At 52.7% G+C, this 20,576-nt stretch carries 20 protein-coding genes, 3 tRNA genes and 4 rRNA genes; 17 read left to right on the top strand and 10 right to left on the bottom strand.

Annotation, left to right across the window (positions count from 1 at the left end; translation table 11 throughout):
- Positions 1–25: 25 nt before the first annotated feature.
- The 3 genes from AL479_RS11225 to arfA are packed head-to-tail and all read left to right on the top strand — an operon-like array spanning position 26 to position 1,104.
- Positions 26–394 carry a DUF1992 domain-containing protein gene (locus AL479_RS11225; protein ID WP_061076121.1) on the top strand — a complete coding sequence of 123 codons (369 nt, stop codon included), beginning with the start codon at positions 26–28 and terminating at the stop codon, positions 392–394.
- A gap of 10 nt (positions 395–404) precedes the next feature.
- Entirely contained in the window at positions 405–830 is a 426-nt protein-coding gene (zntR, locus tag AL479_RS11230; RefSeq protein ID WP_061076122.1) for a Zn(2+)-responsive transcriptional regulator, read from the top strand.
- Positions 831–885: 55 nt separating this feature from the next.
- Entirely contained in the window at positions 886–1,104 is a 219-nt protein-coding gene (arfA, locus tag AL479_RS11235; protein WP_042998373.1) for an alternative ribosome-rescue factor ArfA, read from the top strand.
- Here arfA and mscL read toward each other — a convergent pair.
- The 5 genes from mscL to def form a co-directional block, all read right to left on the bottom strand.
- A complete protein-coding gene (gene mscL, locus AL479_RS11240) occupies positions 1,101–1,511 on the bottom strand; it encodes a large-conductance mechanosensitive channel protein MscL (RefSeq protein WP_042326268.1) in 411 nt (136 codons plus the stop codon). The genes arfA and mscL overlap by 4 nt on opposite strands.
- A 141-nt stretch (positions 1,512–1,652) precedes the next feature.
- A complete protein-coding gene (gene trkA, locus AL479_RS11245) occupies positions 1,653–3,029 on the bottom strand; it encodes a Trk system potassium transporter TrkA (protein WP_012908437.1) in 1,377 nt (458 codons plus the stop codon).
- 21 nt (positions 3,030–3,050) lie between these two features.
- Entirely contained in the window at positions 3,051–4,340 is a 1,290-nt protein-coding gene (gene rsmB / locus AL479_RS11250) for a 16S rRNA (cytosine(967)-C(5))-methyltransferase RsmB (protein ID WP_061077965.1), read from the bottom strand.
- A 52-nt stretch (positions 4,341–4,392) separates the two neighbouring features.
- Positions 4,393–5,340, bottom strand: coding sequence for a methionyl-tRNA formyltransferase (gene fmt / locus AL479_RS11255; RefSeq protein WP_061076123.1), 948 nt, complete (start codon positions 5,338–5,340; stop codon positions 4,393–4,395).
- 14 nt (positions 5,341–5,354) lie between these two features.
- Positions 5,355–5,864 (bottom strand): peptide deformylase, encoded by a 510-nt coding sequence (gene def / locus AL479_RS11260; protein WP_042326273.1) that lies wholly within the window; start codon positions 5,862–5,864, stop codon positions 5,355–5,357.
- A 129-nt stretch (positions 5,865–5,993) separates the two neighbouring features.
- Here def and dprA point away from each other — a divergent pair, with 129 nt between their 5' ends.
- Genes dprA through AL479_RS11290 form a run of 6 tightly spaced genes read left to right on the top strand, consistent with a single transcriptional unit; the run spans position 5,994 to position 9,786 of the window.
- The gene (gene dprA, locus AL479_RS11265; RefSeq protein WP_061076124.1) at positions 5,994–7,118 is read left to right on the top strand and encodes a DNA-protecting protein DprA; all 1,125 of its coding nucleotides are present in this window, start codon (positions 5,994–5,996) and stop codon (positions 7,116–7,118) included.
- Positions 7,090–7,563, top strand: a complete 474-nt coding sequence (smg, locus tag AL479_RS11270; RefSeq protein WP_012908442.1) for a DUF494 family protein Smg — start codon at positions 7,090–7,092, stop codon at positions 7,561–7,563. The genes dprA and smg overlap by 29 nt, the downstream gene beginning before the upstream one ends.
- Before the next feature lie 26 nt (positions 7,564–7,589).
- Positions 7,590–8,144, top strand: coding sequence for a type I DNA topoisomerase (locus AL479_RS11275; protein ID WP_061076125.1), 555 nt, complete (start codon positions 7,590–7,592; stop codon positions 8,142–8,144).
- Positions 8,137–8,709, top strand: a complete 573-nt coding sequence (gene tsaC, locus AL479_RS11280) for an L-threonylcarbamoyladenylate synthase type 1 TsaC (RefSeq protein ID WP_061076126.1) — start codon at positions 8,137–8,139, stop codon at positions 8,707–8,709. Before AL479_RS11275 ends, tsaC begins: the two co-directional genes overlap by 8 nt.
- A 4-nt stretch (positions 8,710–8,713) precedes the next feature.
- On the top strand, positions 8,714–9,532 hold the full coding sequence (gene aroE / locus AL479_RS11285; protein ID WP_061077966.1) for a shikimate dehydrogenase: 819 nt from the start codon (positions 8,714–8,716) through the stop codon (positions 9,530–9,532).
- Complete coding sequence (locus AL479_RS11290) at positions 9,529–9,786, top strand: DUF1488 domain-containing protein (RefSeq protein WP_061076127.1); 258 nt, start codon at positions 9,529–9,531, stop codon at positions 9,784–9,786. Before aroE ends, AL479_RS11290 begins: the two co-directional genes overlap by 4 nt.
- On the opposite strand, the gene AL479_RS11295 is transcribed toward AL479_RS11290, so the two are convergent.
- Positions 9,762–10,316, bottom strand: coding sequence for a gamma carbonic anhydrase family protein (locus tag AL479_RS11295; RefSeq protein WP_042998365.1), 555 nt, complete (start codon positions 10,314–10,316; stop codon positions 9,762–9,764). The two genes, AL479_RS11290 and AL479_RS11295, sit on opposite strands and share 25 nt — an antisense overlap.
- Before the next feature lie 26 nt (positions 10,317–10,342).
- On the opposite strand from AL479_RS11295, the gene AL479_RS23940 reads away from it, so the two are divergent.
- The 8 genes from AL479_RS23940 to rrf (AL479_RS11330) all read left to right on the top strand — a co-directional run bounded on the left by AL479_RS23940 (position 10,343) and on the right by rrf (AL479_RS11330) (position 16,219).
- Positions 10,343–10,510: a hypothetical protein gene (locus tag AL479_RS23940; protein ID WP_192575255.1), complete on the top strand. Its 168-nt coding sequence runs from the start codon at positions 10,343–10,345 to the stop codon at positions 10,508–10,510.
- 277 nt (positions 10,511–10,787) lie between these two features.
- Positions 10,788–12,329, top strand: a 16S ribosomal RNA gene (locus tag AL479_RS11300).
- Positions 12,330–12,398: 69 nt separating this feature from the next.
- Positions 12,399–12,475: transfer RNA gene (locus AL479_RS11305), tRNA-Ile, on the top strand.
- Positions 12,476–12,583: 108 nt separating this feature from the next.
- A tRNA-Ala gene (locus AL479_RS11310) sits at positions 12,584–12,659 on the top strand.
- Between the two features lie 171 nt (positions 12,660–12,830).
- Positions 12,831–15,736: ribosomal RNA gene (locus AL479_RS11315) — 23S ribosomal RNA — on the top strand.
- Positions 15,737–15,857: 121 nt separating this feature from the next.
- Positions 15,858–15,973, top strand: a 5S ribosomal RNA gene (rrf, locus tag AL479_RS11320).
- A gap of 14 nt (positions 15,974–15,987) precedes the next feature.
- Positions 15,988–16,063 (top strand) — tRNA-Thr (locus tag AL479_RS11325).
- 40 nt (positions 16,064–16,103) lie between these two features.
- A 5S ribosomal RNA gene (gene rrf, locus AL479_RS11330) occupies positions 16,104–16,219 on the top strand.
- The 16S, 23S and 5S rRNA genes sit together here with 3 tRNA genes alongside, the layout of an rRNA operon.
- A gap of 142 nt (positions 16,220–16,361) precedes the next feature.
- Here the strand turns inward: rrf (AL479_RS11330) and AL479_RS11335 are convergent.
- The 4 genes from AL479_RS11335 to AL479_RS11350 all read right to left on the bottom strand — a co-directional run bounded on the left by AL479_RS11335 (position 16,362) and on the right by AL479_RS11350 (position 20,517).
- Positions 16,362–17,120 carry an amino acid ABC transporter ATP-binding protein gene (locus AL479_RS11335; protein WP_061076128.1) on the bottom strand — a complete coding sequence of 253 codons (759 nt, stop codon included), beginning with the start codon at positions 17,118–17,120 and terminating at the stop codon, positions 16,362–16,364.
- Positions 17,121–17,127: 7 nt separating this feature from the next.
- On the bottom strand, positions 17,128–18,231 hold the full coding sequence (locus AL479_RS11340; protein WP_061076129.1) for an amino acid ABC transporter permease: 1,104 nt from the start codon (positions 18,229–18,231) through the stop codon (positions 17,128–17,130).
- A gap of 9 nt (positions 18,232–18,240) precedes the next feature.
- Complete coding sequence (locus tag AL479_RS11345) at positions 18,241–19,422, bottom strand: amino acid ABC transporter permease (RefSeq protein WP_061076130.1); 1,182 nt, start codon at positions 19,420–19,422, stop codon at positions 18,241–18,243.
- 69 nt (positions 19,423–19,491) lie between these two features.
- On the bottom strand, positions 19,492–20,517 hold the full coding sequence (locus tag AL479_RS11350; RefSeq protein ID WP_061076131.1) for an amino acid ABC transporter substrate-binding protein: 1,026 nt from the start codon (positions 20,515–20,517) through the stop codon (positions 19,492–19,494).
- Between the last annotated feature and the right edge of the window lie 59 nt (positions 20,518–20,576).

Raw genomic sequence — 20,576 nt, forward strand, 5'->3', positions numbered from 1 at the left:
TTTTTGTTCATCCCCTGGAGTCATTATGTGGTTACTGGACCAGTGGGCAGAGCGTCATATCATTGATGCACAAAGAAAAGGCGAATTCGAAGATCTTCGCGGCGCTGGCGAACCGTTGCTGCTGGATGATGATTCACATGTGCCTGTTGAGCTACGTGCCGGTTATCGTTTACTGAAGAACGCAGGCTGTCTGCCGCCCGAACTGGAGCAGCGAAAAGAAGCTATCCAGTTGTTGGATCTGCTGAAAGGCCTTAGGCAGGATGATCCGCAGTATCTGGAAGTGAGTCGGCGTTTGTCACTGCTGGAACTGAAGCTGCGGCAGGCCGGTCTAAGCACGGAATTTTTACGCGGTGAGTATGCCGATAAGCTGCTGCATAAAATTAACGACAATTAATGGAGTAGACATGTATCGCATTGGTGAGTTAGCAAAGCTGGCGGAAGTGACCCCTGATACGATCCGCTACTATGAAAAGCAGCAGATGATGGAGCATGAAGTGCGTACAGAAGGTGGTTTCCGATTGTATACGGAAAAGGATCTTCAGCGGCTTAAATTCATCCGCTATGCCCGACAGCTCGGATTTACCCTTGAGTCGATCCGTGAATTGTTGTCGATCCGTATCGATCCCGAACATCACACCTGCCAGGAATCCAAAGGGATCGTGCAGGACAGGCTGATAGAAGTCGAAGCGCGCATTGCCGAACTGCAAAGTATGCAGCGTTCATTGCAGCGTCTGAACGATGCCTGTTGTGGCACAGCGCATAGCAGTGTGTACTGCTCAATCCTGGAAGCTCTGGAACAAGGAGCCAGTGGAGTGAAGTCGGGCTGTTGATTTATCAGACAGGTGGGACTACACTCCCGCCGTTAAACTACAAACTGGAGCTATTATGAGTCGTTATCAGCATACGAAAGGGCAGATAAAGGACAATGCCATTGAGGCATTATTACATGACCCGCTATTCAGACAGCGTGTTGAAAAGAATAAGAAAGGGAAAGGGAGTTATTTACGTAAAGGCAAACACGGTAACCGGGGTAACTGGGAGGCCAGTGGCAAGAAAGTGAATCACTTTTTTACCACTGGCCTTCTGCTTTCTGCCGTCTGTTAAGAACGATTATTCTGTTCTTTCAGCAGGTCGCGGATCTCAGTAAGCAAGACTTCTTCTTTCGTCGGCGCAGGTGCAGCCGCCGGCTCTTCTTTCTTACGATTGAGTTTGTTAATGAGCTTAATTGCCATGAAAATAGCAAATGCCACAATCACAAAGTCGAAGATGTTCTGAATAAACACGCCATAATGCATCACAACGGCAGGGATATCTCCCTGCGCATCGCGCAACGTGACGGCAAACTGCTTAAAATCGATCCCACCAATTAACAAACCCAGCGGCGGCATAATGATATCGGCAACCAGTGACGATACAATTTTACCGAACGCTGCACCGATAATGACACCCACCGCCAAATCGACAACATTCCCGCGCATCGCGAATTCGCGAAACTCTTTAATAATGCTCATTATATTCTCCCTATGCAGCTGACGTTAATAAGTTTAACAAATGTTAAGGCATTTGCCATTTAAGTATTGAGATTAACAGTATGAATTAAGCCTTGATAAATCAGGGGATTAAAAAGGGTGCGAATAATGCACCCTTCAATGTTAAAGGAAGAAAGGACTTGGCTGGAATAAGCGTTCGACGTCGGTAATAAACTTTTTATCCGTCAGGAACATAATGACATGATCGCCTTGTTCGATACGTAAATTGTCATTGGCAATCATCACATCGTTGCCACGCACTACTGCACCAATAATCGTGCCTGGCGGTAGTTTGATCTCGTCGATGACCCGGCCGACAACGCGTGAGGTGCTTTCATCGCCGTGAGCGACGGCTTCAATCGCTTCCGCGACGCCACGGCGTAATGAAGAGACGCCAACGATGTCCGCTTTTCGCACATGGCTAAGGAGAGCCGAGATGGTTGCTTGCTGGGGGGAGATCGCGATATCGATCACGCTACCCTGGACAAGATCGACATAAGCGCGGCGTTGGATCAACACCATCACCTTTTTCGCCCCCATTCGCTTAGCCAACATCGCTGACATGATGTTAGCCTCATCGTCGTTGGTAACGGCAATAAACAGATCGACCTGATCGATATGCTCTTCGGCCAGCAATTCTTGATCCGAGGCGTCGCCAAAGAAGACGATCGTATTCTGTAGTTTTTCGGCCAACTCGGCAGCGCGCTGTTGATCGCGTTCGATCAATTTCACGCTGTAATCTTTTTCCAGACGACGCGCCAGACCTGCCCCGATGTTCCCGCCGCCAACCAGCATAATGCGCTTGTAAGGTTTTTCGAGGCGCTGCAGTTCGCTCATCACCGCACGAATGTGCTGGGAAGCGGCAATAAAGAAGACTTCGTCACCCGCTTCGACAATGGTGGAGCCCTGTGGGCGGATCGGTCTGTCGTGACGGAAAATCGCCGCAACGCGGGTATCAATATGCGGCATATGCTCCCGCATCGTTGAGAGCGCGTTCCCGATCAGTGGGCCACCGTAATAGGCTTTTACTACGGCAAGGCTCACTTTACCTTCTGCGAAATTGACGACCTGTAACGCGCCAGGATATTCGATCAATCGGTAAATGCTGTCGATGACCAACTGCTCGGGCGCGATCAGGTGATCGATAGGCACGGCTTCTGAGTGGAACAGCTTGTCCGCATCACGGACATAATCAGGAGAGCGGATACGGGCGATTCTGTTCGGCGTGTTGAACAGCGAATAGGCCACCTGGCAGGCAACCATGTTCGTTTCATCGGAACTGGTCACGGCAACCAGCATATCTGCATCATCCGCGCCGGCTTCGCGTAACACACGTGGGTGCGAGCCATGTCCCTGAACGACACGCAGATCGAACTTATCCTGCAGGCTGCGCAGGCGTTCACCGTTAGTATCCACCACGGTGATGTCGTTGTTCTCGCCGACCAGGTTCTCTGCCAGCGTTCCACCCACCTGTCCTGCGCCCAGAATGATTATTTTCATCAGTCGTGACCCGTTATCCCATCACTTTTTGATTAGCTTAGCGTAAAAGAAGCCATCACCGTCTTCTGCACCCGGCAGATTTTGCAGACCCGGCATGTCGGGTGTGCCTGTCTCGCTCAGCATGGCATTCGCCGTACGCTGTAAGAAGGCGTGAACTTGCTGACTGTTCTCTTCCGGCAATACGGAACAGGTGGCATAGACCAGCGTGCCGCCGGATTTCAGATGCGGCCAGACGGCATCAAGAATTTCAGCCTGTAGCTTTGCCAGTTCGGCAATATCGCGATCGCGGCGGAGCCATTTGATATCCGGGTGACGACGGATAACCCCGGTTGCAGAGCAGGGGGCATCTAACAGGATGCGATCAAACTGCTGCTCGCCGCACCATTGTGCAGGGAAACGCCCGTCACCCTGCTTAACCGTCGCTTTCATCCCGAGACGTTTCAGGTTGTCATAAACGCGGGAGAGGCGCTGTTCATCCACATCAACTGCCAGCACGTTTGCTTCGGGAGCCGCTTCGAGAATGTGGGTGGTTTTACCGCCTGGTGCTGCACACAGATCTAAAATGTGCTCGCCGTTTTGCGGAGCAAGGAAGGTTACGCACCCCTGGGCTGAGGCGTCCTGAACGGTGACCCATCCTTCCTCGAACCCCGGAAGCGCATGGACCGGTGCTGGTGTTTCCAGACGGACGGCATCAGGATAGTCTGGATGGGGGAAACCGTTCATCCCGGCGTCTTCGAGCAGCGCCAGCCAGCTGTCGCGCGTATGGTGTGTGCGATTCACGCGTAGCCACATCGGGGGGCGCTGATTGTTGGCATCGACAATGGCTTCCCATTGCGTGGGATACGCCTTTTGCAGGCGTTTCAGTAGCCAGCCAGGGTGCAGAAAACGCGCGTCGCTGCTGGCGAATTCTGCGAGCAGTTCTTCCTGCTGACGCTGGAACTGACGCAGAACTCCGTTTATCAGCCCTTTAAGCTGCGGGCGCTTTATCGCCACGGCGCCTTCGACCGTTTCCGCCAGCGCTGCATGTGGAGGAATACGGGTATGCAGTAATTGATAGAATCCCACCATAATCAGGTAGTGCACGGTGCGCTGTTTTCCCGTCATCGGGCGGGACATCAGTTTGTTGATCAACCAGTCGAGTTGCGACAGCGTGCGCAAAACCCCAAAACAGAGTTCCTGAAGCAGCGCTTTGTCTTTATCGGAGACTTTTTGTTGTAGCGGCGGCAGGACATTGCTCAGTGAATGCCCTTGCTCGACGACCTGTTCAACGGCCTGCGCCGCCATACTGCGTAAGTTAAATTTCTTATTCATAACCGCAAAAATAAAAAGGCCCGGCAACACCGGGCGTTATCAGAAGTGGCCGTCAGACCAGATGGTTGCCAGGAATGAACCATTCCCGACGTGAATTCAGAAGATCCTGGGCGCTCATCGCTTTTTTCCCGGCGGGTTGCAATGAGAGTAGGTTCAGGACTCCGTTGCCGGTAGCGACCTGAATACCTTGTTTCGTGGCGTCAAGGATGGTTCCCGGTTCTGCCTGCGTCGGCGTCTCTATCACGGATGCCTGCCAGACTTTTACCGGCTGGCCGTCAATTTCCAGCCAGCTCATTGGCCAGGGATTGAATGCGCGAATGCAACGTTCCAGTTGTGCCGCAGAAAGCGACCAGTCGATGCGCGCTTCTTCTTTACTGAGCTTTTCTGCGTGGGTGACTAGCGCTTCATCCTGTACTTGTGGATTTGTACGGCCCTCAGCTAACTGCTTCAGCGTTTCAATCAGCCCCTGCGGACCAAGATCCGCCAGCTTGTCGTACAGCGTGCCGCTGGTGTCTTGCGCGGTGATAGGACAGGCGAGTTTGTAGAGCATATCGCCCGTATCCAGACCGACGTCCATCTGCATAATGGTGACGCCCGTTTCAGCATCGCCCGCCCAGAGTGAACGTTGAATAGGGGCCGCACCACGCCAGCGGGGCAGCAGGGAGCCGTGGACGTTAATGCAGCCGAGACGCGGCATATCCAGCACGGCTTTCGGCAGAATCAGACCATACGCTACGACGACCATAACATCTGCGTTCAGGTCAGACACCAGGTGCTGGTTTTCCTGCGGGCGCAAGGAGACGGGTTGGAAAACCGGAATGCCTTTTTCTTCGGCCAGGACTTTCACCGGGCCTGGCATCAGTTTTTTCCCCCGACCCGCCGGGCGGTCAGGTTGGGTAAACACGCCGACAACGTGATGTCCAGACGACAACAGCGCGTCAAGATGACGCGCTGCAAAGTCAGGTGTACCCGCAAAAATAATACGTAGTGAGTCTGACACGTTGATTCTTGTCCTTAAGCTCGTGCGTTCAGGCGGTCGAGTTTCTCAACTTTCTGACGAATACGTTGCTGCTTCAGCGGTGACAAATAATCGATAAACAGTTTACCGACCAGGTGATCCATCTCGTGCTGAATACAGATAGCCAGCAGGCCGTCGGCTTCCAGTTCAAACGGTTTACCTTCGCGATCGAGCGCGCGAACTTTCACTTTCTCAGCACGCGGCACTAAAGCACGTTGTTCCGGAATAGACAGACAACCTTCTTCAATACCGGTCTCGCCTTCTTTTTCCAGCAGTTCCGGGTTAATTAACACCAGGCGTTCGTCACGATTTTCCGACACGTCAATGACGATAATCCGCTGATGAATATCAACCTGCGTTGCTGCGAGGCCAATACCTTCTTCTGCGTACATCGTCTCGAACATATCATCGACAATACGCTGAATTTCTGCATTCACTTCTTCTACCGGCTTTGCGACTTTGCGAAGGCGCTCGTCCGGAATATGTAACACTTGCAAAACTGACATAGTTATCCAGAGTTGTGTTCAGGAGTTGGAAAGATTATTACCTCTATTCTAGACAAATCCCCCTCTGATTGACAGCATCAGTGACCAATCGCAAAGATTGCTAAGACTGCTTGTGGCAGGGGGACAAGGATGACCCGTACCGAAATTTGGTTACGTTTAATGGCTGTGAATGAGTTGTTTGGCGATGAGATGGTGCGAGTCGCTCACGGACTGATATCACACCCGGATATTGATATTGCCGCACTGCGGCGTGTGGGGCTTTCCCCTTCTCAGGCCACGCGCTTTTTGACCTTTCCGGAAAAAGAATTGGAAAAGACCCTTCGCTGGCTTGAGTCGCCGCACCATGACTTATTGCTGGCAGACAGTGATGATTATCCTGCGCAGCTTCGCGCCATTGAAGATTATCCCGGCGCGGTTTTTGTCGTTGGCTCCCCGCAATGTCTCCATGATTTTCAACTCGCCGTCGTGGGAAGCCGAACGCCGTCCTGGTATGGCGAACGGTGGGGGCAGTTGTTTTGTGAGAAACTGGCCAGTTGGGAAATCACCATTACCAGCGGTCTGGCGCGAGGTATTGATGGCATCGCCCATCGGGCAGCGATCCAGTCAAAGGGAAAAAGCATTGCCGTATTAGGAAACGGCCTGCAATCCATCTATCCCCGCCGACATGCCGGGATGGCCGATGCGTTGCTGGAAACGGGAGGCGCGCTGGTGTCCGAATTCCCGCTGATGATGGCCCCTTTACCGCGCAACTTTCCCCGCCGGAACCGTATCATTAGCGGCCTGAGCAAAGGGGTTCTGGTGGTTGAGGCGGCATTACGCAGTGGCTCGCTGGTCACTGCGCGCTGTGCCTTGGAGCAAGGACGAGAGGTGTTCGCCATACCCGGCCCCCTCGGCAGCCCCGGAAGCGAAGGGCCACACTGGCTGGTGAAGCAGGGCGCCACCCTTGTGACGGCCCCGGAGGAAATCATGGAAAATTTGCAGTACGGCCTGCATTGGCTGCCAGATGAGCCTGAAAAATCACTTTATTCATCAGATCAGGAAGGCGCAGCATTGCCATTTCCCGAGCTCCTGGCTAACGTAGGAGATGAGGTAACACCTGTTGACGTCGTCGCTGAACGTGCCGGCCAACCTGTGCCAGAGGTAGTGGCTCAGCTACTCGAACTGGAGTTAGCAGGATGGATCGCAGTTGTACCCGGCGGCTATGTCCGATTGAGGAGGGCATGCCATGTTCGACGTACTAATGTATTTGTTTGAGACATATATCCACAATGAAGCTGAATTACGTGTGGATCAGGACAAACTTGAACGGGATCTTACCGACGCTGGTTTTGATCGTGAAGACATCTACAACGCGCTCCTGTGGCTGGAAAAGCTTGCTGACTACCAGGAAGGTCTTGCCGAGCCGATGCAGCTCGCCTCCGATCCTCTCTCTGTGCGTATCTATACTCCAGAAGAGTGTGACCGACTGGATGCCAGTTGCCGGGGATTCCTGTTATTCCTTGAGCAGATTCAGGTGCTAAACCTCGAAACGCGAGAAATGGTGATTGAACGTGTGCTCGCGCTGGATACCGCAGAATTCGACCTGGAAGACCTGAAGTGGGTCATCCTGATGGTTTTGTTCAACATTCCGGGTTGTGAAAATGCATATCAGCAAATGGAAGAATTACTCTTTGAAGTGAATGAAGGTATGCTGCATTAATCAACCTTAATTCAGCATGAGTTGTTATGGCTAAATCAGCACTGTTTTCGGTGCGTAAAAATGAGCCCTGTCCACAGTGCGGGGCTGAACTGGTGATTCGCTCCGGGAAACACGGTCCGTTTCTTGGTTGCTCGCACTATCCGGAATGTGATTATATCCGTCCGTTGAAATCCTCAGCGGACGGACATATCGTCAAAGTTCTGGAGGGGAAACATTGCCCTGACTGCGGCGGCGAACTGGTGTTGCGCCAGGGACGTTTTGGCATGTTTATCGGCTGCAGCAACTATCCGGAATGTGAGCATACTGAGCTCATTGATAAACCTGATGAAACCGCAATTACCTGCCCTCAATGCCAGACGGGCCATCTGGTCCAGCGGCGTTCCCGTTATGGCAAAACCTTCCACTCCTGCGATCGCTATCCGGAGTGCCAGTTTGTTATTAACTTCAAACCGATAGCCGGAGAGTGTTCTGAGTGCCACTATCCGCTACTCATCGAAAAGAAAACCGCGCAGGGTGTGAAGCACTTTTGCGCCAGTAAACAATGTGGAAAGCCGGTTTCGGCGGAACAAACAAGTGAATAATAACCTGCCAACAGACCCTATCGCTGACGCAATAGAGGTACTGAATAAAGAGAATGTCATCGCCTATCCAACAGAAGCCGTCTTTGGCGTCGGGTGCGATCCCGACAGCGAAGTGGCCGTAAATCGTCTGTTGGCCTTAAAACAGCGTCCGGTCGATAAAGGATTAATTTTGATCGCCGCCAGTTTTGAGCAGCTCAAGCCGTATATTAACGACAGTATGCTGACCGATGCCCAGCGTGATGCCGTGTTTGCACGCTGGCCTGGTCCGGTGACCTTTGTTTTCCCCGCGCCGGCGACGACGCCTCGTTGGTTGACGGGGCGTTTTGATTCATTGGCGGTGCGCGTGACGGATCATCCGCTGGTGGTCGCCTTGTGCCAGGCTTATGGCAAACCGTTGGTTTCAACCAGCGCTAACCTGAGTGGATTACCCCCTTGCCGTACGGTTGAGGAAGTCCGCGCACAGTTTGGTACAGACTTCCCGGTGGTATCAGGAGAAACCGGCGGTCGCTTGAATCCTTCGGAAATCCGTGATGCCCTGACGGGCGAGCTGTTTCGACAGGGGTAAGATGATGGAAACCTATGCTGTTTTTGGTAATCCAATCGCGCACAGCAAATCGCCGTTTATTCATCAGCAATTTGCGCAGCAGTTGCAGATTGCGCATCCGTATGGCCGTGTGCTGGCGCCTGTTAATGATTTCATCAACACGCTGAACGCGTTCTTTGCCGATGGCGGTAAAGGAGTGAACGTCACGGTGCCGTTTAAAGAAGAAGCATTTGCCCGCGCTGATGAACTCACGGAGCGGGCTGCGTTGGCCGGTGCGGTGAATACGATCAAGCGGCTCGATGATGGTCGCTTGCTTGGTGATAATACGGATGGCATCGGTCTGCTAAGCGATCTTGAACGTCTGTCATTTATCCGGCCGGGGCAGCGTATCCTGCTGATTGGCGCGGGTGGCGCTTCGCGTGGCGTACTGTTACCACTGCTTTCTATGGATTGCGGGGTGACTATCGTCAACCGGACGGCATCCCGTGCGGAAGAACTGGCACTGGTTTTTGCACATACCGGCAGCGTGCAGGCGTTGGGTATGGATGAGCTGGAAGGACATGAGTTTGATCTGATTATTAATGCCACTTCCAGCGGCATCAGTGGTGAGATCCCGGCGATCCCGGCATCGCTCATTCGTCCGTCCGTATGTTGTTACGACATGTTCTACCAAAAGGGCAATACGCCGTTTCTCTCCTGGTGTGAACGTCAGGGCGCGAAACGTTATGCCGATGGCCTGGGGATGCTGGTGGGGCAAGCGGCTCATGCCGTTCTGCTCTGGCACGGCGTGTTGCCGGAAATTGAACCGGTGATTGCGCGCCTCAAGCAGGAGTTGTCCGCATGAATCAGGCCATTCAGTTTCCAGACCGGGAAGAGTGGGACGCGCAGAAAAAAGCGGTCTGCTTTCCCGCGTTGGTTAATGGTATGCAGTTAATGTGCGCTATTAAGGGAGAAACGCTGGCGAATCGCTTTGGTGGTGAAACGGCGGAACAATGGTTAGCTCACTTTTGCGAACACCGCTGGGATCTGGAAGAAGAAGCGGAAGCGCTGATCCAGTCCCAGCAAGAAGACGTTCATGGTTGGGTTTGGTTACCCTGAGCGAGATACTCGTCTTTCCATTTCACATAATTTCTGGCGGAGTATTGCAAACCCGCTTTCTCCTCCTCTGTTAGCGGCCGGATCTGTTTGACCGGGCTCCCTAAGTAGAGATAGCCGCTCTCCAGGCGTTTGTTTTGCGGCACCAGGCTTCCCGCCCCAATCATTACGTCATCTTCTATCACCGCGCCATCCAGCAGAATCGATCCCATACCGACCAGGACCCGGTTGCCAATGATGCAGCCGTGCAACATCACTTTATGCCCGACTGTCACATCTTCTCCCACAATGAGCGGGTTGCCATCGGGGTTGGAGGCGGATTTGTGCGTGACGTGCAACACGCTGCCATCCTGAATATTCGTACGCGCCCCGATCGCAACGTAATTCACATCGCCACGGATCGCGACAAGTGGCCAGATCCCCACATCGTCCGCCAGGCGAACATCGCCAATGATCACACTGCTGCTGTCGAGCATCACCCGTTGGCCGATCTGTGGGAAAAGATCCTTATAAGGACGTAATACGTCAGACATGTTTACCTCAAGGAAAGAGAACAGTAATGATGACTTTGGTTGCATTTCTGGCCTTGTGCAAGCGCTTTAGCTATCAAAAATTCGCCAAATTGCGCATGAATGGAGCGAAAGGGATGAAAAAGCAGCAAACGAAAAAAAAGATCCAAAAAAGGCTTGTGCAAAAAAATGGGATCCCTATAATGCGCCTCCGTTGAGACGACAAAGTGAAATGCTTCACAAGATGGTCGTCACAGCGAAGAGAAAAATCCTGAAAATCAGGGTTGACTCTGAAAGAGGAAAGCGTAATATACGCCACCTCGCGACAGAGCGCTAAAGCGCGTCGCAACTGCTCTTTAACAATTTATCAGACAATCTGTGTGGGCACTCAGAGTGACATGGATTCTTAACGTCGCAAGACGAAAAATGAATACCAAGTCTCAAAGAGTGAACACGTAATTCATTACGACGTTTAATTCTACGAGCATCAAACTTAAATTGAAGAGTTTGATCATGGCTCAGATTGAACGCTGGCGGCAGGCCTAACACATGCAAGTCGAACGGTAACAGGAAGCAGCTTGCTGCTTCGCTGACGAGTGGCGGACGGGTGAGTAATGTCTGGGAAACTGCCCGATGGAGGGGGATAACTACTGGAAACGGTAGCTAATACCGCATAATGTCGCAAGACCAAAGAGGGGGACCTTCGGGCCTCTTGCCATCGGATGTGCCCAGATGGGATTAGCTTGTTGGTGAGGTAACGGCTCACCAAGGCGACGATCCCTAGCTGGTCTGAGAGGATGACCAGCCACACTGGAACTGAGACACGGTCCAGACTCCTACGGGAGGCAGCAGTGGGGAATATTGCACAATGGGCGCAAGCCTGATGCAGCCATGCCGCGTGTATGAAGAAGGCCTTCGGGTTGTAAAGTACTTTCAGCGGGGAGGAAGGCATTGTGGTTAATAACCACAGTGATTGACGTTACCCGCAGAAGAAGCACCGGCTAACTCCGTGCCAGCAGCCGCGGTAATACGGAGGGTGCAAGCGTTAATCGGAATTACTGGGCGTAAAGCGCACGCAGGCGGTCTGTCAAGTCGGATGTGAAATCCCCGGGCTCAACCTGGGAACTGCATTCGAAACTGGCAGGCTTGAGTCTCGTAGAGGGGGGTAGAATTCCAGGTGTAGCGGTGAAATGCGTAGAGATCTGGAGGAATACCGGTGGCGAAGGCGGCCCCCTGGACGAAGACTGACGCTCAGGTGCGAAAGCGTGGGGAGCAAACAGGATTAGATACCCTGGTAGTCCACGCCGTAAACGATGTCTATTTGGAGGTTGTGCCCTTGAGGCGTGGCTTCCGGAGCTAACGCGTTAAATAGACCGCCTGGGGAGTACGGCCGCAAGGTTAAAACTCAAATGAATTGACGGGGGCCCGCACAAGCGGTGGAGCATGTGGTTTAATTCGATGCAACGCGAAGAACCTTACCTGGTCTTGACATCCACAGAAGTTTTCAGAGATGAGAATGTGCCTTCGGGAACTGTGAGACAGGTGCTGCATGGCTGTCGTCAGCTCGTGTTGTGAAATGTTGGGTTAAGTCCCGCAACGAGCGCAACCCTTATCCTTTGTTGCCAGCGGTTAGGCCGGGAACTCAAAGGAGACTGCCAGTGATAAACTGGAGGAAGGTGGGGATGACGTCAAGTCATCATGGCCCTTACGACCAGGGCTACACACGTGCTACAATGGCATATACAAAGAGAAGCGACCTCGCGAGAGCAAGCGGACCTCATAAAGTATGTCGTAGTCCGGATTGGAGTCTGCAACTCGACTCCATGAAGTCGGAATCGCTAGTAATCGTGGATCAGAATGCCACGGTGAATACGTTCCCGGGCCTTGTACACACCGCCCGTCACACCATGGGAGTGGGTTGCAAAAGAAGTAGGTAGCTTAACCTTCGGGAGGGCGCTTACCACTTTGTGATTCATGACTGGGGTGAAGTCGTAACAAGGTAACCGTAGGGGAACCTGCGGTTGGATCACCTCCTTACCTTAAAGAACCTGCCTTTGTAGTGCCCACACAGATTGTCTGATGAAAAACGAGCAGTAAAACCTCTACAGGCTTGTAGCTCAGGTGGTTAGAGCGCACCCCTGATAAGGGTGAGGTCGGTGGTTCAAGTCCACTCAGGCCTACCAAATTCGCTCCCGTGCTTTGTTGTGGCAAAGCTCGCATACTTCAGTATGCTTCGCTTCACCACGCCGCGCCCGGCAACGAATTGGGGATGAGGTTTAACTACACTGTATGGGGCTATAGCTCAGCTGGGAGAGCGCCTGCTTTGCACGCAGGAGGTCTGCGGTTCGATCCCGCATAGCTCCACCATACTGTAGAACGTTATCAAGAAAACTTCAGAGTGAACCTGAAAAGGTGCACTGCGAAGTTTTGCTCTTTAAAAATCTGGATCAAGCTGAAAATTGAAACGACACACCGTTAATGGTGTGTTCGAGTCTCTCAAATTTTCGCAATCAGAAGTGAAACATCTTCGGGTTGTGAGGTTAAGCGACTAAGCGTACACGGTGGATGCCCTGGCAGTCAGAGGCGATGAAGGACGTGCTAATCTGCGAAAAGCGCCGGTAAGGTGATATGAACCGTTATAGCCGGCGATGTCCGAATGGGGAAACCCAGTGCAATTCGTTGCACTATCGTTAACTGAATACATAGGTTAACGAGGCGAACCGGGGGAACTGAAACATCTAAGTACCCCGAGGAAAAGAAATCAACCGAGATTCCCCCAGTAGCGGCGAGCGAACGGGGAGCAGCCCAGAGCCTGAATCAGCATGTGTGGTAGTGGAACGGTCTGGAAAGGCCGGCGATACAGGGTGACAGCCCCGTACACAAAACTGCACGTGTTGTGAGCTCGATGAGTAGGGCGGGACACGTGGTATCCTGTCTGAATATGGGGGGACCATCCTCCAAGGCTAAATACTCCTGACTGACCGATAGTGAACCAGTACCGTGAGGGAAAGGCGAAAAGAACCCCGGCGAGGGGAGTGAAAAAGAACCTGAAACCGTGTACGTACAAGCAGTGGGAGCCTCTTTATGGGGTGACTGCGTACCTTTTGTATAATGGGTCAGCGACTTATATTCTGTAGCAAGGTTAACCGAATAGGGGAGCCGAAGGGAAACCGAGTCTTAACTGGGCGTTAAGTTGCAGGGTATAGACCCGAAACCCGGTGATCTAGCCATGGGCAGGTTGAAGGTTGGGTAACACTAACTGGAGGACCGAACCGACTAATGTTGAAAAATTAGCGGATGACTTGTGGCTGGGGGTGAAAGGCCAATCAAACCGGGAGATAGCTGGTTCTCCCCGAAAGCTATTTAGGTAGCGCCTCGTGAATTCATCTCCGGGGGTAGAGCACTGTTTCGGCTAGGGGGTCATCCCGACTTACCAACCCGATGCAAACTGCGAATACCGGAGAATGTTATCACGGGAGACACACGGCGGGTGCTAACGTCCGTCGTGAAGAGGGAAACAACCCAGACCGCCAGCTAAGGTCCCAAAGTCATGGTTAAGTGGGAAACGATGTGGGAAGGCTCAGACAGCCAGGATGTTGGCTTAGAAGCAGCCATCATTTAAAGAAAGCGTAATAGCTCACTGGTCGAGTCGGCCTGCGCGGAAGATGTAACGGGGCTAAACCATGCACCGAAGCTGCGGCAGCGACACTAAGTGTTGTTGGGTAGGGGAGCGTTCTGTAAGCCTGTGAAGGTGTGCTGTGAGGCATGCTGGAGGTATCAGAAGTGCGAATGCTGACATAAGTAACGATAAAGCGGGTGAAAAGCCCGCTCGCCGGAAGACCAAGGGTTCCTGTCCAACGTTAATCGGGGCAGGGTGAGTCGACCCCTAAGGCGAGGCCGAAAGGCGTAGTCGATGGGAAACAGGTTAATATTCCTGTACCAGGTGTTACTGCGAAGGGGGGACGGAGAAGGCTATGTTGGCCGGGCGACGGTTGTCCCGGTTTAAGCGTGTAGGTGTGTGTTCCAGGTAAATCCGGTTCACTTTAACACTGAGGCGTGATGACGAGGCACTACGGTGCTGAAGCAACAAATGCCCTGCTTCCAGGAAAAGCCTCTAAGCATCAGGTAACATCAGATCGTACCCCAAACCGACACAGGTGGTCAGGTAGAGAATACCAAGGCGCTTGAGAGAACTCGGGTGAAGGAACTAGGCAAAATGGTGCCGTAACTTCGGGAGAAGGCACGCTGATAGGTAGGTGAAGCGACTTGCTCGTGGAGCTGAAATCAGTCGAAGATACCAGCTGGCTGCAACTGTTTATTAAAAACACAGCACTGTGCAAACACGAAAGTGGACGTATACGGTGTGACGCCTGCCCGGTGCCGGAAGGTTAATTGATGGGGTTATCCTCGCGGAGAAGCTCTTGATCGAAGCCCCGGTAAACGGCGGCCGTAACTATAACGGTCCTAAGGTAGCGAAATTCCTTGTCGGGTAAGTTCCGACCTGCACGAATGGCGTAATGATGGCCAGGCTGTCTCCACCCGAGACTCAGTGAAATTGAACTCGCTGTGAAGATGCAGTGTACCCGCGGCAAGACGGAAAGACCCCGTGAACCTTTACTATAGCTTGACACTGAACACTGGTCCTTGATGTGTAGGATAGGTGGGAGGCTTTGAAGCGCGGACGCCAGTTCGTGTGGAGCCAACCTTGAAATACCACCCTTTAATGGCTGGTGTTCTAACGTGGACCCGTGATCCGGGTTGCGGACAGTGTCTGGTGGGTAGTTTGACTGGGGCGGTCTCCTCCTAAAGAGTAACGGAGGAGCACGAAGGTTAGCTAATCCTGGTCGGACATCAGGAGGTTAGTGCAAAGGCATAAGCTAGCTTGACTGCGAGCGTGACGGCGCGAGCAGGTGCGAAAGCAGGTCTTAGTGATCCGGTGGTTCTGAATGGAAGGGCCATCGCTCAACGGATAAAAGGTACTCCGGGGATAACAGGCTGATACCGCCCAAGAGTTCATATCGACGGCGGTGTTTGGCACCTCGATGTCGGCTCATCACATCCTGGGGCTGAAGTAGGTCCCAAGGGTATGGCTGTTCGCCATTTAAAGTGGTACGCGAGCTGGGTTTAGAACGTCGTGAGACAGTTCGGTCCCTATCTGCCGTGGGCGCTGGAGAATTGAGGGGGGCTGCTCCTAGTACGAGAGGACCGGAGTGGACGCATCACTGGTGTTCGGGTTGTCATGCCAATGGCACTGCCCGGTAGCTAAATGCGGAAGAGATAAGTGCTGAAAGCATCTAAGCACGAAACTTGCCCCGAGATGAGTTCTCCCTGACTCTTTAAGAGTCCTGAAGGAACGTTGAAGACGACGACGTTGATAGGCCGGGTGTGTAAGCGCAGCGATGCGTTGAGCTAACCGGTACTAATGAACCGTGAGGCTTAACCTTACAACGCCGAAGATGTTTTGGCGGAATAGAGAGATTTTTCAGCTTGATACCGGATTGTAGTACGCAATAATTTTCGCAGCTGATGCGATAAAATATTGCGTACTGAGCACAAAAGAATTTGCCTGGCGGCTGTAGCGCGGTGGTCCCACCTGACCCCATGCCGAACTCAGAAGTGAAACGCCGTAGCGCCGATGGTAGTGTGGGGTCTCCCCATGCGAGAGTAGGGAACTGCCAGGCATCAAATTTAGCGTGCTGATATGGCTCAGTTGGTAGAGCGCACCCTTGGTAAGGGTGAGGTCCCCAGTTCGACTCTGGGTATCAGCACCACTTAATTAGGTTAAAGTTCGGCACAGTAGAAAAGAATTTGTCTGGCGGCTGTAGCGCGGTGGTCCCACCTGACCCCATGCCGAACTCAGAAGTGAAACGCCGTAGCGCCGATGGTAGTGTGGGGTCTCCCCATGTGAGAGTAGGGAACTGCCAGACATCAAATAAAACAAAAGGCTCAGTCGAAAGACTGGGCCTTTTGTTTTTCCTGAACGACAGATCTGATCTGGGCCGCCATCAGGCGGGGTTGGGCACAGAAAAGCAAAAAGCCATCCTGACGGATGGCCTTTTTGCATTCTGCTTAGTGTATTACCTGCGATAAAAACGCACGAGTACGGTCTGATTTAGGATGTGCAAAAAACTCATCCGGCGGGGCCTGCTCAACAATTTCCCCACGATCCATAAAGATCACCCTGTCTGCCACCGTTCTGGCAAATCCCATCTCATGTGTGACGCAAAGCATTGTCATTCCTGATTGCGCCAGGCCAATCATCGTATCCAGTACCTCTTTCACCATTTCGGGATCCAGCGCCGACGTGGGCTCATCAAACAGCATAATTTTGGGTTTCATACATAGCGAGCGGGCAATAGCCACGCGTTGTTGCTGTCCTCCGGAGATCTGCCCTGGAAATTTATGCGCGTGCTCCGCAATACGCACGCGTTCCAGGTAGTGCATTCCCAGCGCCTCGGCTTCTTTTACCGGCATCTTACGCACCCAAATCGGCGCCAACGTACAGTTTTGCAGAACCGTCAGATGAGGAAAGAGATTGAAATGCTGGAACACCATGCCGACTTCCTGCCGGACGCGCTCGATATTGCGGATGTCCTCATTCAACTCAATGCCATCGACAATGATTCGTCCCTGCTGATGTTCTTCCAGATGATTAATGCAGCGAATGGTGGTTGATTTTCCCGAGCCTGAAGGCCCACATAACACAATGCGTTCCCCCTGTTTAACGCGCAGGTTGATATCCTTAAGAACATGAAACTGTCCATACCACTTATTGACGTTTTCCAGCGTAATCATCGCGTCGGCAGGTTGTATTAATAGTTGGCTCATAGAATCCTCAGTGCGGTGTACGCCCGGTGTTAAAGCGCTTTTCCAGATGCTGGCTATAGCGCGACATGCTGAAACAAAAAATCCAGTAAATCAGAGCAGCGAAGACATAGCCTTCTGTCGACATACCCAGCCAGGCTGGGTCAACCGTCGCTTGCTGCACGCTGCTGAACAGATCGAACAAGCCGATAATGATGACCAGACTGGTATCCTTAAACAGGGCGATAATGGTGTTCACCAGCCCAGGGATCACCAGCTTCAGGGCCTGAGGAAGAATGACCAGCCCTTGGGTTTTCCAGTAGCCCAACGCCAGCGACTCTGCTGCTTCGTATTGCCCTTTCGGTAATGCCTGTAGCCCCCCACGAACGACTTCCGCGACGTAGGCCGACTGGAAGAGGATCACGCCAACCAGCGCCCGAATAAGCTTATCGATGCTGGTTCCTTCTGACATAAACAGCGGCAGCATGACCGAAGACATAAACAGTACGGTGATCAGCGGTACGCCACGCCAGAACTCGATAAAAATGACGGATAAGATCCGCACGACGGGCATATGAGAGCGACGTCCCAGTGCCAGCAAAATTCCTAATGGCAGTGCCCCCGCGATCCCGACGGATGCGATGATTAAGGTTAGCGTCAGCCCGCCCCATTGGCGCGTTTCAACGCGATCCAGACCAAGAAAGCCGCCATACAACAGGAACCAGACAATGATCGGGTAGATGACAGCCCAGGCAGCGATATAGCGCCCACGCCGCGGCAATGCTTTCCAGAACATCGGCACAATGGAAGCCAACCCAATGATCAACGCCAGATTGATACGCCAGCGCTGGTCATGCGGGTATAAGCCATACATGAACTGTCCAAAACGTTCGTGAATGAACACCCAGCAGGCGCCAGCTTTGGTACAGTCTGCACGGGTGGAGCCCACCCAGTTGGCCTGCAGGAACGCCCAGTTCAACAAAGGGGGAATCAACTCCCACATCAGCCACAGACAGAACAGCGTCAGCAGGCTGTTTGACCAACTGGAAAAGAGATTTTTGCGTACCCATACGATCGAACGACCAGGACCGTTACTGGCCGGGCGCATGGGATGAGACAGCAATGCTTTTGTCATCATGATTCCTTAGCGCTCAATGAGGGCGATTCGTCGGTTATAGATGTTCATCAGCAGTGAGATGCTCAGGCTGATGACCAGGTACACCGACATCGTGATGGCGATCGTTTCGATGGCCTGTCCTGTCTGATTAAGTACCGTACCGGCGAACAGCGATACCATGTCGGGATAGCCAATGGCGGCGGCCAGCGATGAGTTTTTCACAATATTCAGATACTGGCTGGTCAGCGGTGGAATAATGACGCGAAGTGCCTGAGGAATAATGACCTGTCGAAGGGTCACGGTATTAGGCAATCCCAGAGAGCGGGCGGCTTCATGCTGACCGTAGGGGACAGCCTGAATGCCTGCCCGGATGATTTCGGCAATAAACGCCGAGGTATATACCGATAACGCCAGCGTCAGGGCCGCCAGTTCAGGAATGAGCACCATTCCTCCACGGAAGTTGAAGCCGCGTAGTTGTGGGATATCCCAGTGTAGCGCCGCGCCAAAAAGCCAGTGCGCGATGAGCGGCAATAGCACAATCAGACTTAATGCGGTAGGCCAGGTTCTGCGAAGTTGTCCCGTTTTCATCTGATGCATTTTATTGAAGCGGAACAGACCTATGGACAGCACAATGGCAATCACTGCCGAGAGCACGAAAGCGAGTACGCCTTCCCCTAACTGCGGAGACGGGATATAGAGTCCCCGATTACTCAGAAAGACCATATCCAGCGCGCTCGCGGCCTGACGTGGGCCGGGTAAATTGCGCAGAACCGCGAAGTACCAGAAAAAGATTTGCAGCAGGGGTGGGATATTACGAAAGGTCTCAATATAAACCGTCGAGAGTTTACGCAGTAGCCAGTTATCGGAAAGACGCGCCAGTCCGAGAAAGAAGCCGATAAATGACGCAAAGACAATACACAATGCGGAAACCAGCAGCGTATTAAGCAAGCCCACCACAAAAACACGTCCGTACGTGTCACCCTGCTGATAGTCGATCAGGTGCTGGACGATGCCAAACCCAGCGCTACGGTCGAGAAAGGCAAAGCCCGAGGTAATGCCGCGACTGCTTAGATTATTAATCGTGTTATGAATGAGATAGATAGCAACTGCAACGACCGCAAGAATGGCGAGGATCTGGAACAGCCAGGCGCGGACCGCAGGGTTTGAAAAGGAGAGTGACCCTTTTACACTTGAGCGGCGATGGAACATAGGAAAGCCTCGGTAACCATAACTCTGAACTGAGCGCCGCCTGTGCGGCGCCCGTTACATCACAACGACTTAACGCACCGGCGGTGCGTATTGAATGCCGCCGTTATTCCAGAGATTGTTCTGTCCACGTTTGATCTTCAGCGGACTTTCCGATCCGACATTGCGTTCAAAGATCTCCGCATAGTTACCCACCTGCTTGATGATGTTGTAAGCCCATTTATTGTCGAGCTTCAGATCTTTGCCGTAGTCGCCTTCTTTGCCCAGCAGGTGTGCCATATCCGGTGTTGCCGGGTTCGCCGCTTTCTCATCGACGTTCTTCGACGTCACGCCCATCTCTTCGGCATTCAACATGGCAAACAGCGTCCAACGCACAATAGAGAACCATTCGTCGTCGCCGCGACGAACAACCGGCCCCAGCGGCTCTTTCGAGATGACCTCTGGCAGCACAAGCCATTCAGTCGGGTTGCTGAGTTTGATGCGCAGGGCATACAGTTGGGACTGGTCAGAGGCGAGGGTATCGCAACGTCCGGATTCCAGCGCTTTTGCCGACTCATCTGAACGGTCAAAAGTCACCGGGGTGTATTTCATGTTGTTGGCTTTAAAATAATCCGCCACGTTCAGTTCCGTATCTGTTCCCGCCTGAATACAAACGGTAGCGCCATCTAACTCTTTCGCGCTTTTCAGACCCGCTTTGTTGTGAGTCAGGAAGCCAATGCCGTCGTAATAGGTGACGCCAGTGAAGGACATGCCCATTCCGGCATCACGCGAGGAGGTCCAGGTCGTATTACGGGAGAGAAGATCGACTTCGCCAGACTGTAATGCGGTGAAGCGTTCTTTTGCGGTGAGTGGGGTATATTTTACTTTTGTATCATCTCCCAGGACGGCGGCGGCAACGCCACGGCAAACATCCACATCTATCCCGGAGAATTTCCCGTCCGCGTCAGCGTAAGAAAAACCGGGAAGACCGTCACTGATACCGCATTGTACGAACCCTTTCTTTTTTACCGCATCCAGCGTGGTTCCTGCATGTGCCTGATTGGCAACCGCAAGCAGCACGCCGGCCGCAGCCAGTGTGGCTATCATCATCTTTTTCATAATGCATCCTGTGTGGCAAAGAAATTATTGTTATAGAGAGACGTTCTGCAACGTCTTTA

This window comes from Citrobacter amalonaticus (genome assembly GCF_001559075.2).
GTDB classification, from domain to species: Bacteria; Pseudomonadota; Gammaproteobacteria; order Enterobacterales; family Enterobacteriaceae; genus Citrobacter_A; species Citrobacter_A amalonaticus_F.

Coding starts and splice junctions, on each gene's coding strand:
- AL479_RS23940 (WP_192575255.1), top strand. CDS start 10,343: ATGATGACTTTGGTTGCATTTCTGGCCTTGTGCAAGCGCTTTAGCTAT.
- def (WP_042326273.1), bottom strand. CDS start 5,864: ATGTCAGTTTTGCAAGTGTTACATATTCCGGACGAGCGCCTTCGCAAA.
- AL479_RS11335 (WP_061076128.1), bottom strand. CDS start 17,120: ATGAGCCAACTATTAATACAACCTGCCGACGCGATGATTACGCTGGAA.
- smg (WP_012908442.1), top strand. CDS start 7,090: ATGTTCGACGTACTAATGTATTTGTTTGAGACATATATCCACAATGAA.
- AL479_RS11295 (WP_042998365.1), bottom strand. CDS start 10,316: ATGTCTGACGTATTACGTCCTTATAAGGATCTTTTCCCACAGATCGGC.
- rsmB (WP_061077965.1), bottom strand. CDS start 4,340: ATGAATAAGAAATTTAACTTACGCAGTATGGCGGCGCAGGCCGTTGAA.
- AL479_RS11350 (WP_061076131.1), bottom strand. CDS start 20,517: ATGAAAAAGATGATGATAGCCACACTGGCTGCGGCCGGCGTGCTGCTT.
- trkA (WP_012908437.1), bottom strand. CDS start 3,029: ATGAAAATAATCATTCTGGGCGCAGGACAGGTGGGTGGAACGCTGGCA.
- AL479_RS11225 (WP_061076121.1), top strand. CDS start 26: ATGTGGTTACTGGACCAGTGGGCAGAGCGTCATATCATTGATGCACAA.
- mscL (WP_042326268.1), bottom strand. CDS start 1,511: ATGAGCATTATTAAAGAGTTTCGCGAATTCGCGATGCGCGGGAATGTT.
- AL479_RS11340 (WP_061076129.1), bottom strand. CDS start 18,231: ATGACAAAAGCATTGCTGTCTCATCCCATGCGCCCGGCCAGTAACGGT.
- AL479_RS11345 (WP_061076130.1), bottom strand. CDS start 19,422: ATGTTCCATCGCCGCTCAAGTGTAAAAGGGTCACTCTCCTTTTCAAAC.
- arfA (WP_042998373.1), top strand. CDS start 886: ATGAGTCGTTATCAGCATACGAAAGGGCAGATAAAGGACAATGCCATT.
- aroE (WP_061077966.1), top strand. CDS start 8,714: ATGGAAACCTATGCTGTTTTTGGTAATCCAATCGCGCACAGCAAATCG.
- AL479_RS11290 (WP_061076127.1), top strand. CDS start 9,529: ATGAATCAGGCCATTCAGTTTCCAGACCGGGAAGAGTGGGACGCGCAG.
- zntR (WP_061076122.1), top strand. CDS start 405: ATGTATCGCATTGGTGAGTTAGCAAAGCTGGCGGAAGTGACCCCTGAT.
- AL479_RS11275 (WP_061076125.1), top strand. CDS start 7,590: ATGGCTAAATCAGCACTGTTTTCGGTGCGTAAAAATGAGCCCTGTCCA.
- dprA (WP_061076124.1), top strand. CDS start 5,994: ATGACCCGTACCGAAATTTGGTTACGTTTAATGGCTGTGAATGAGTTG.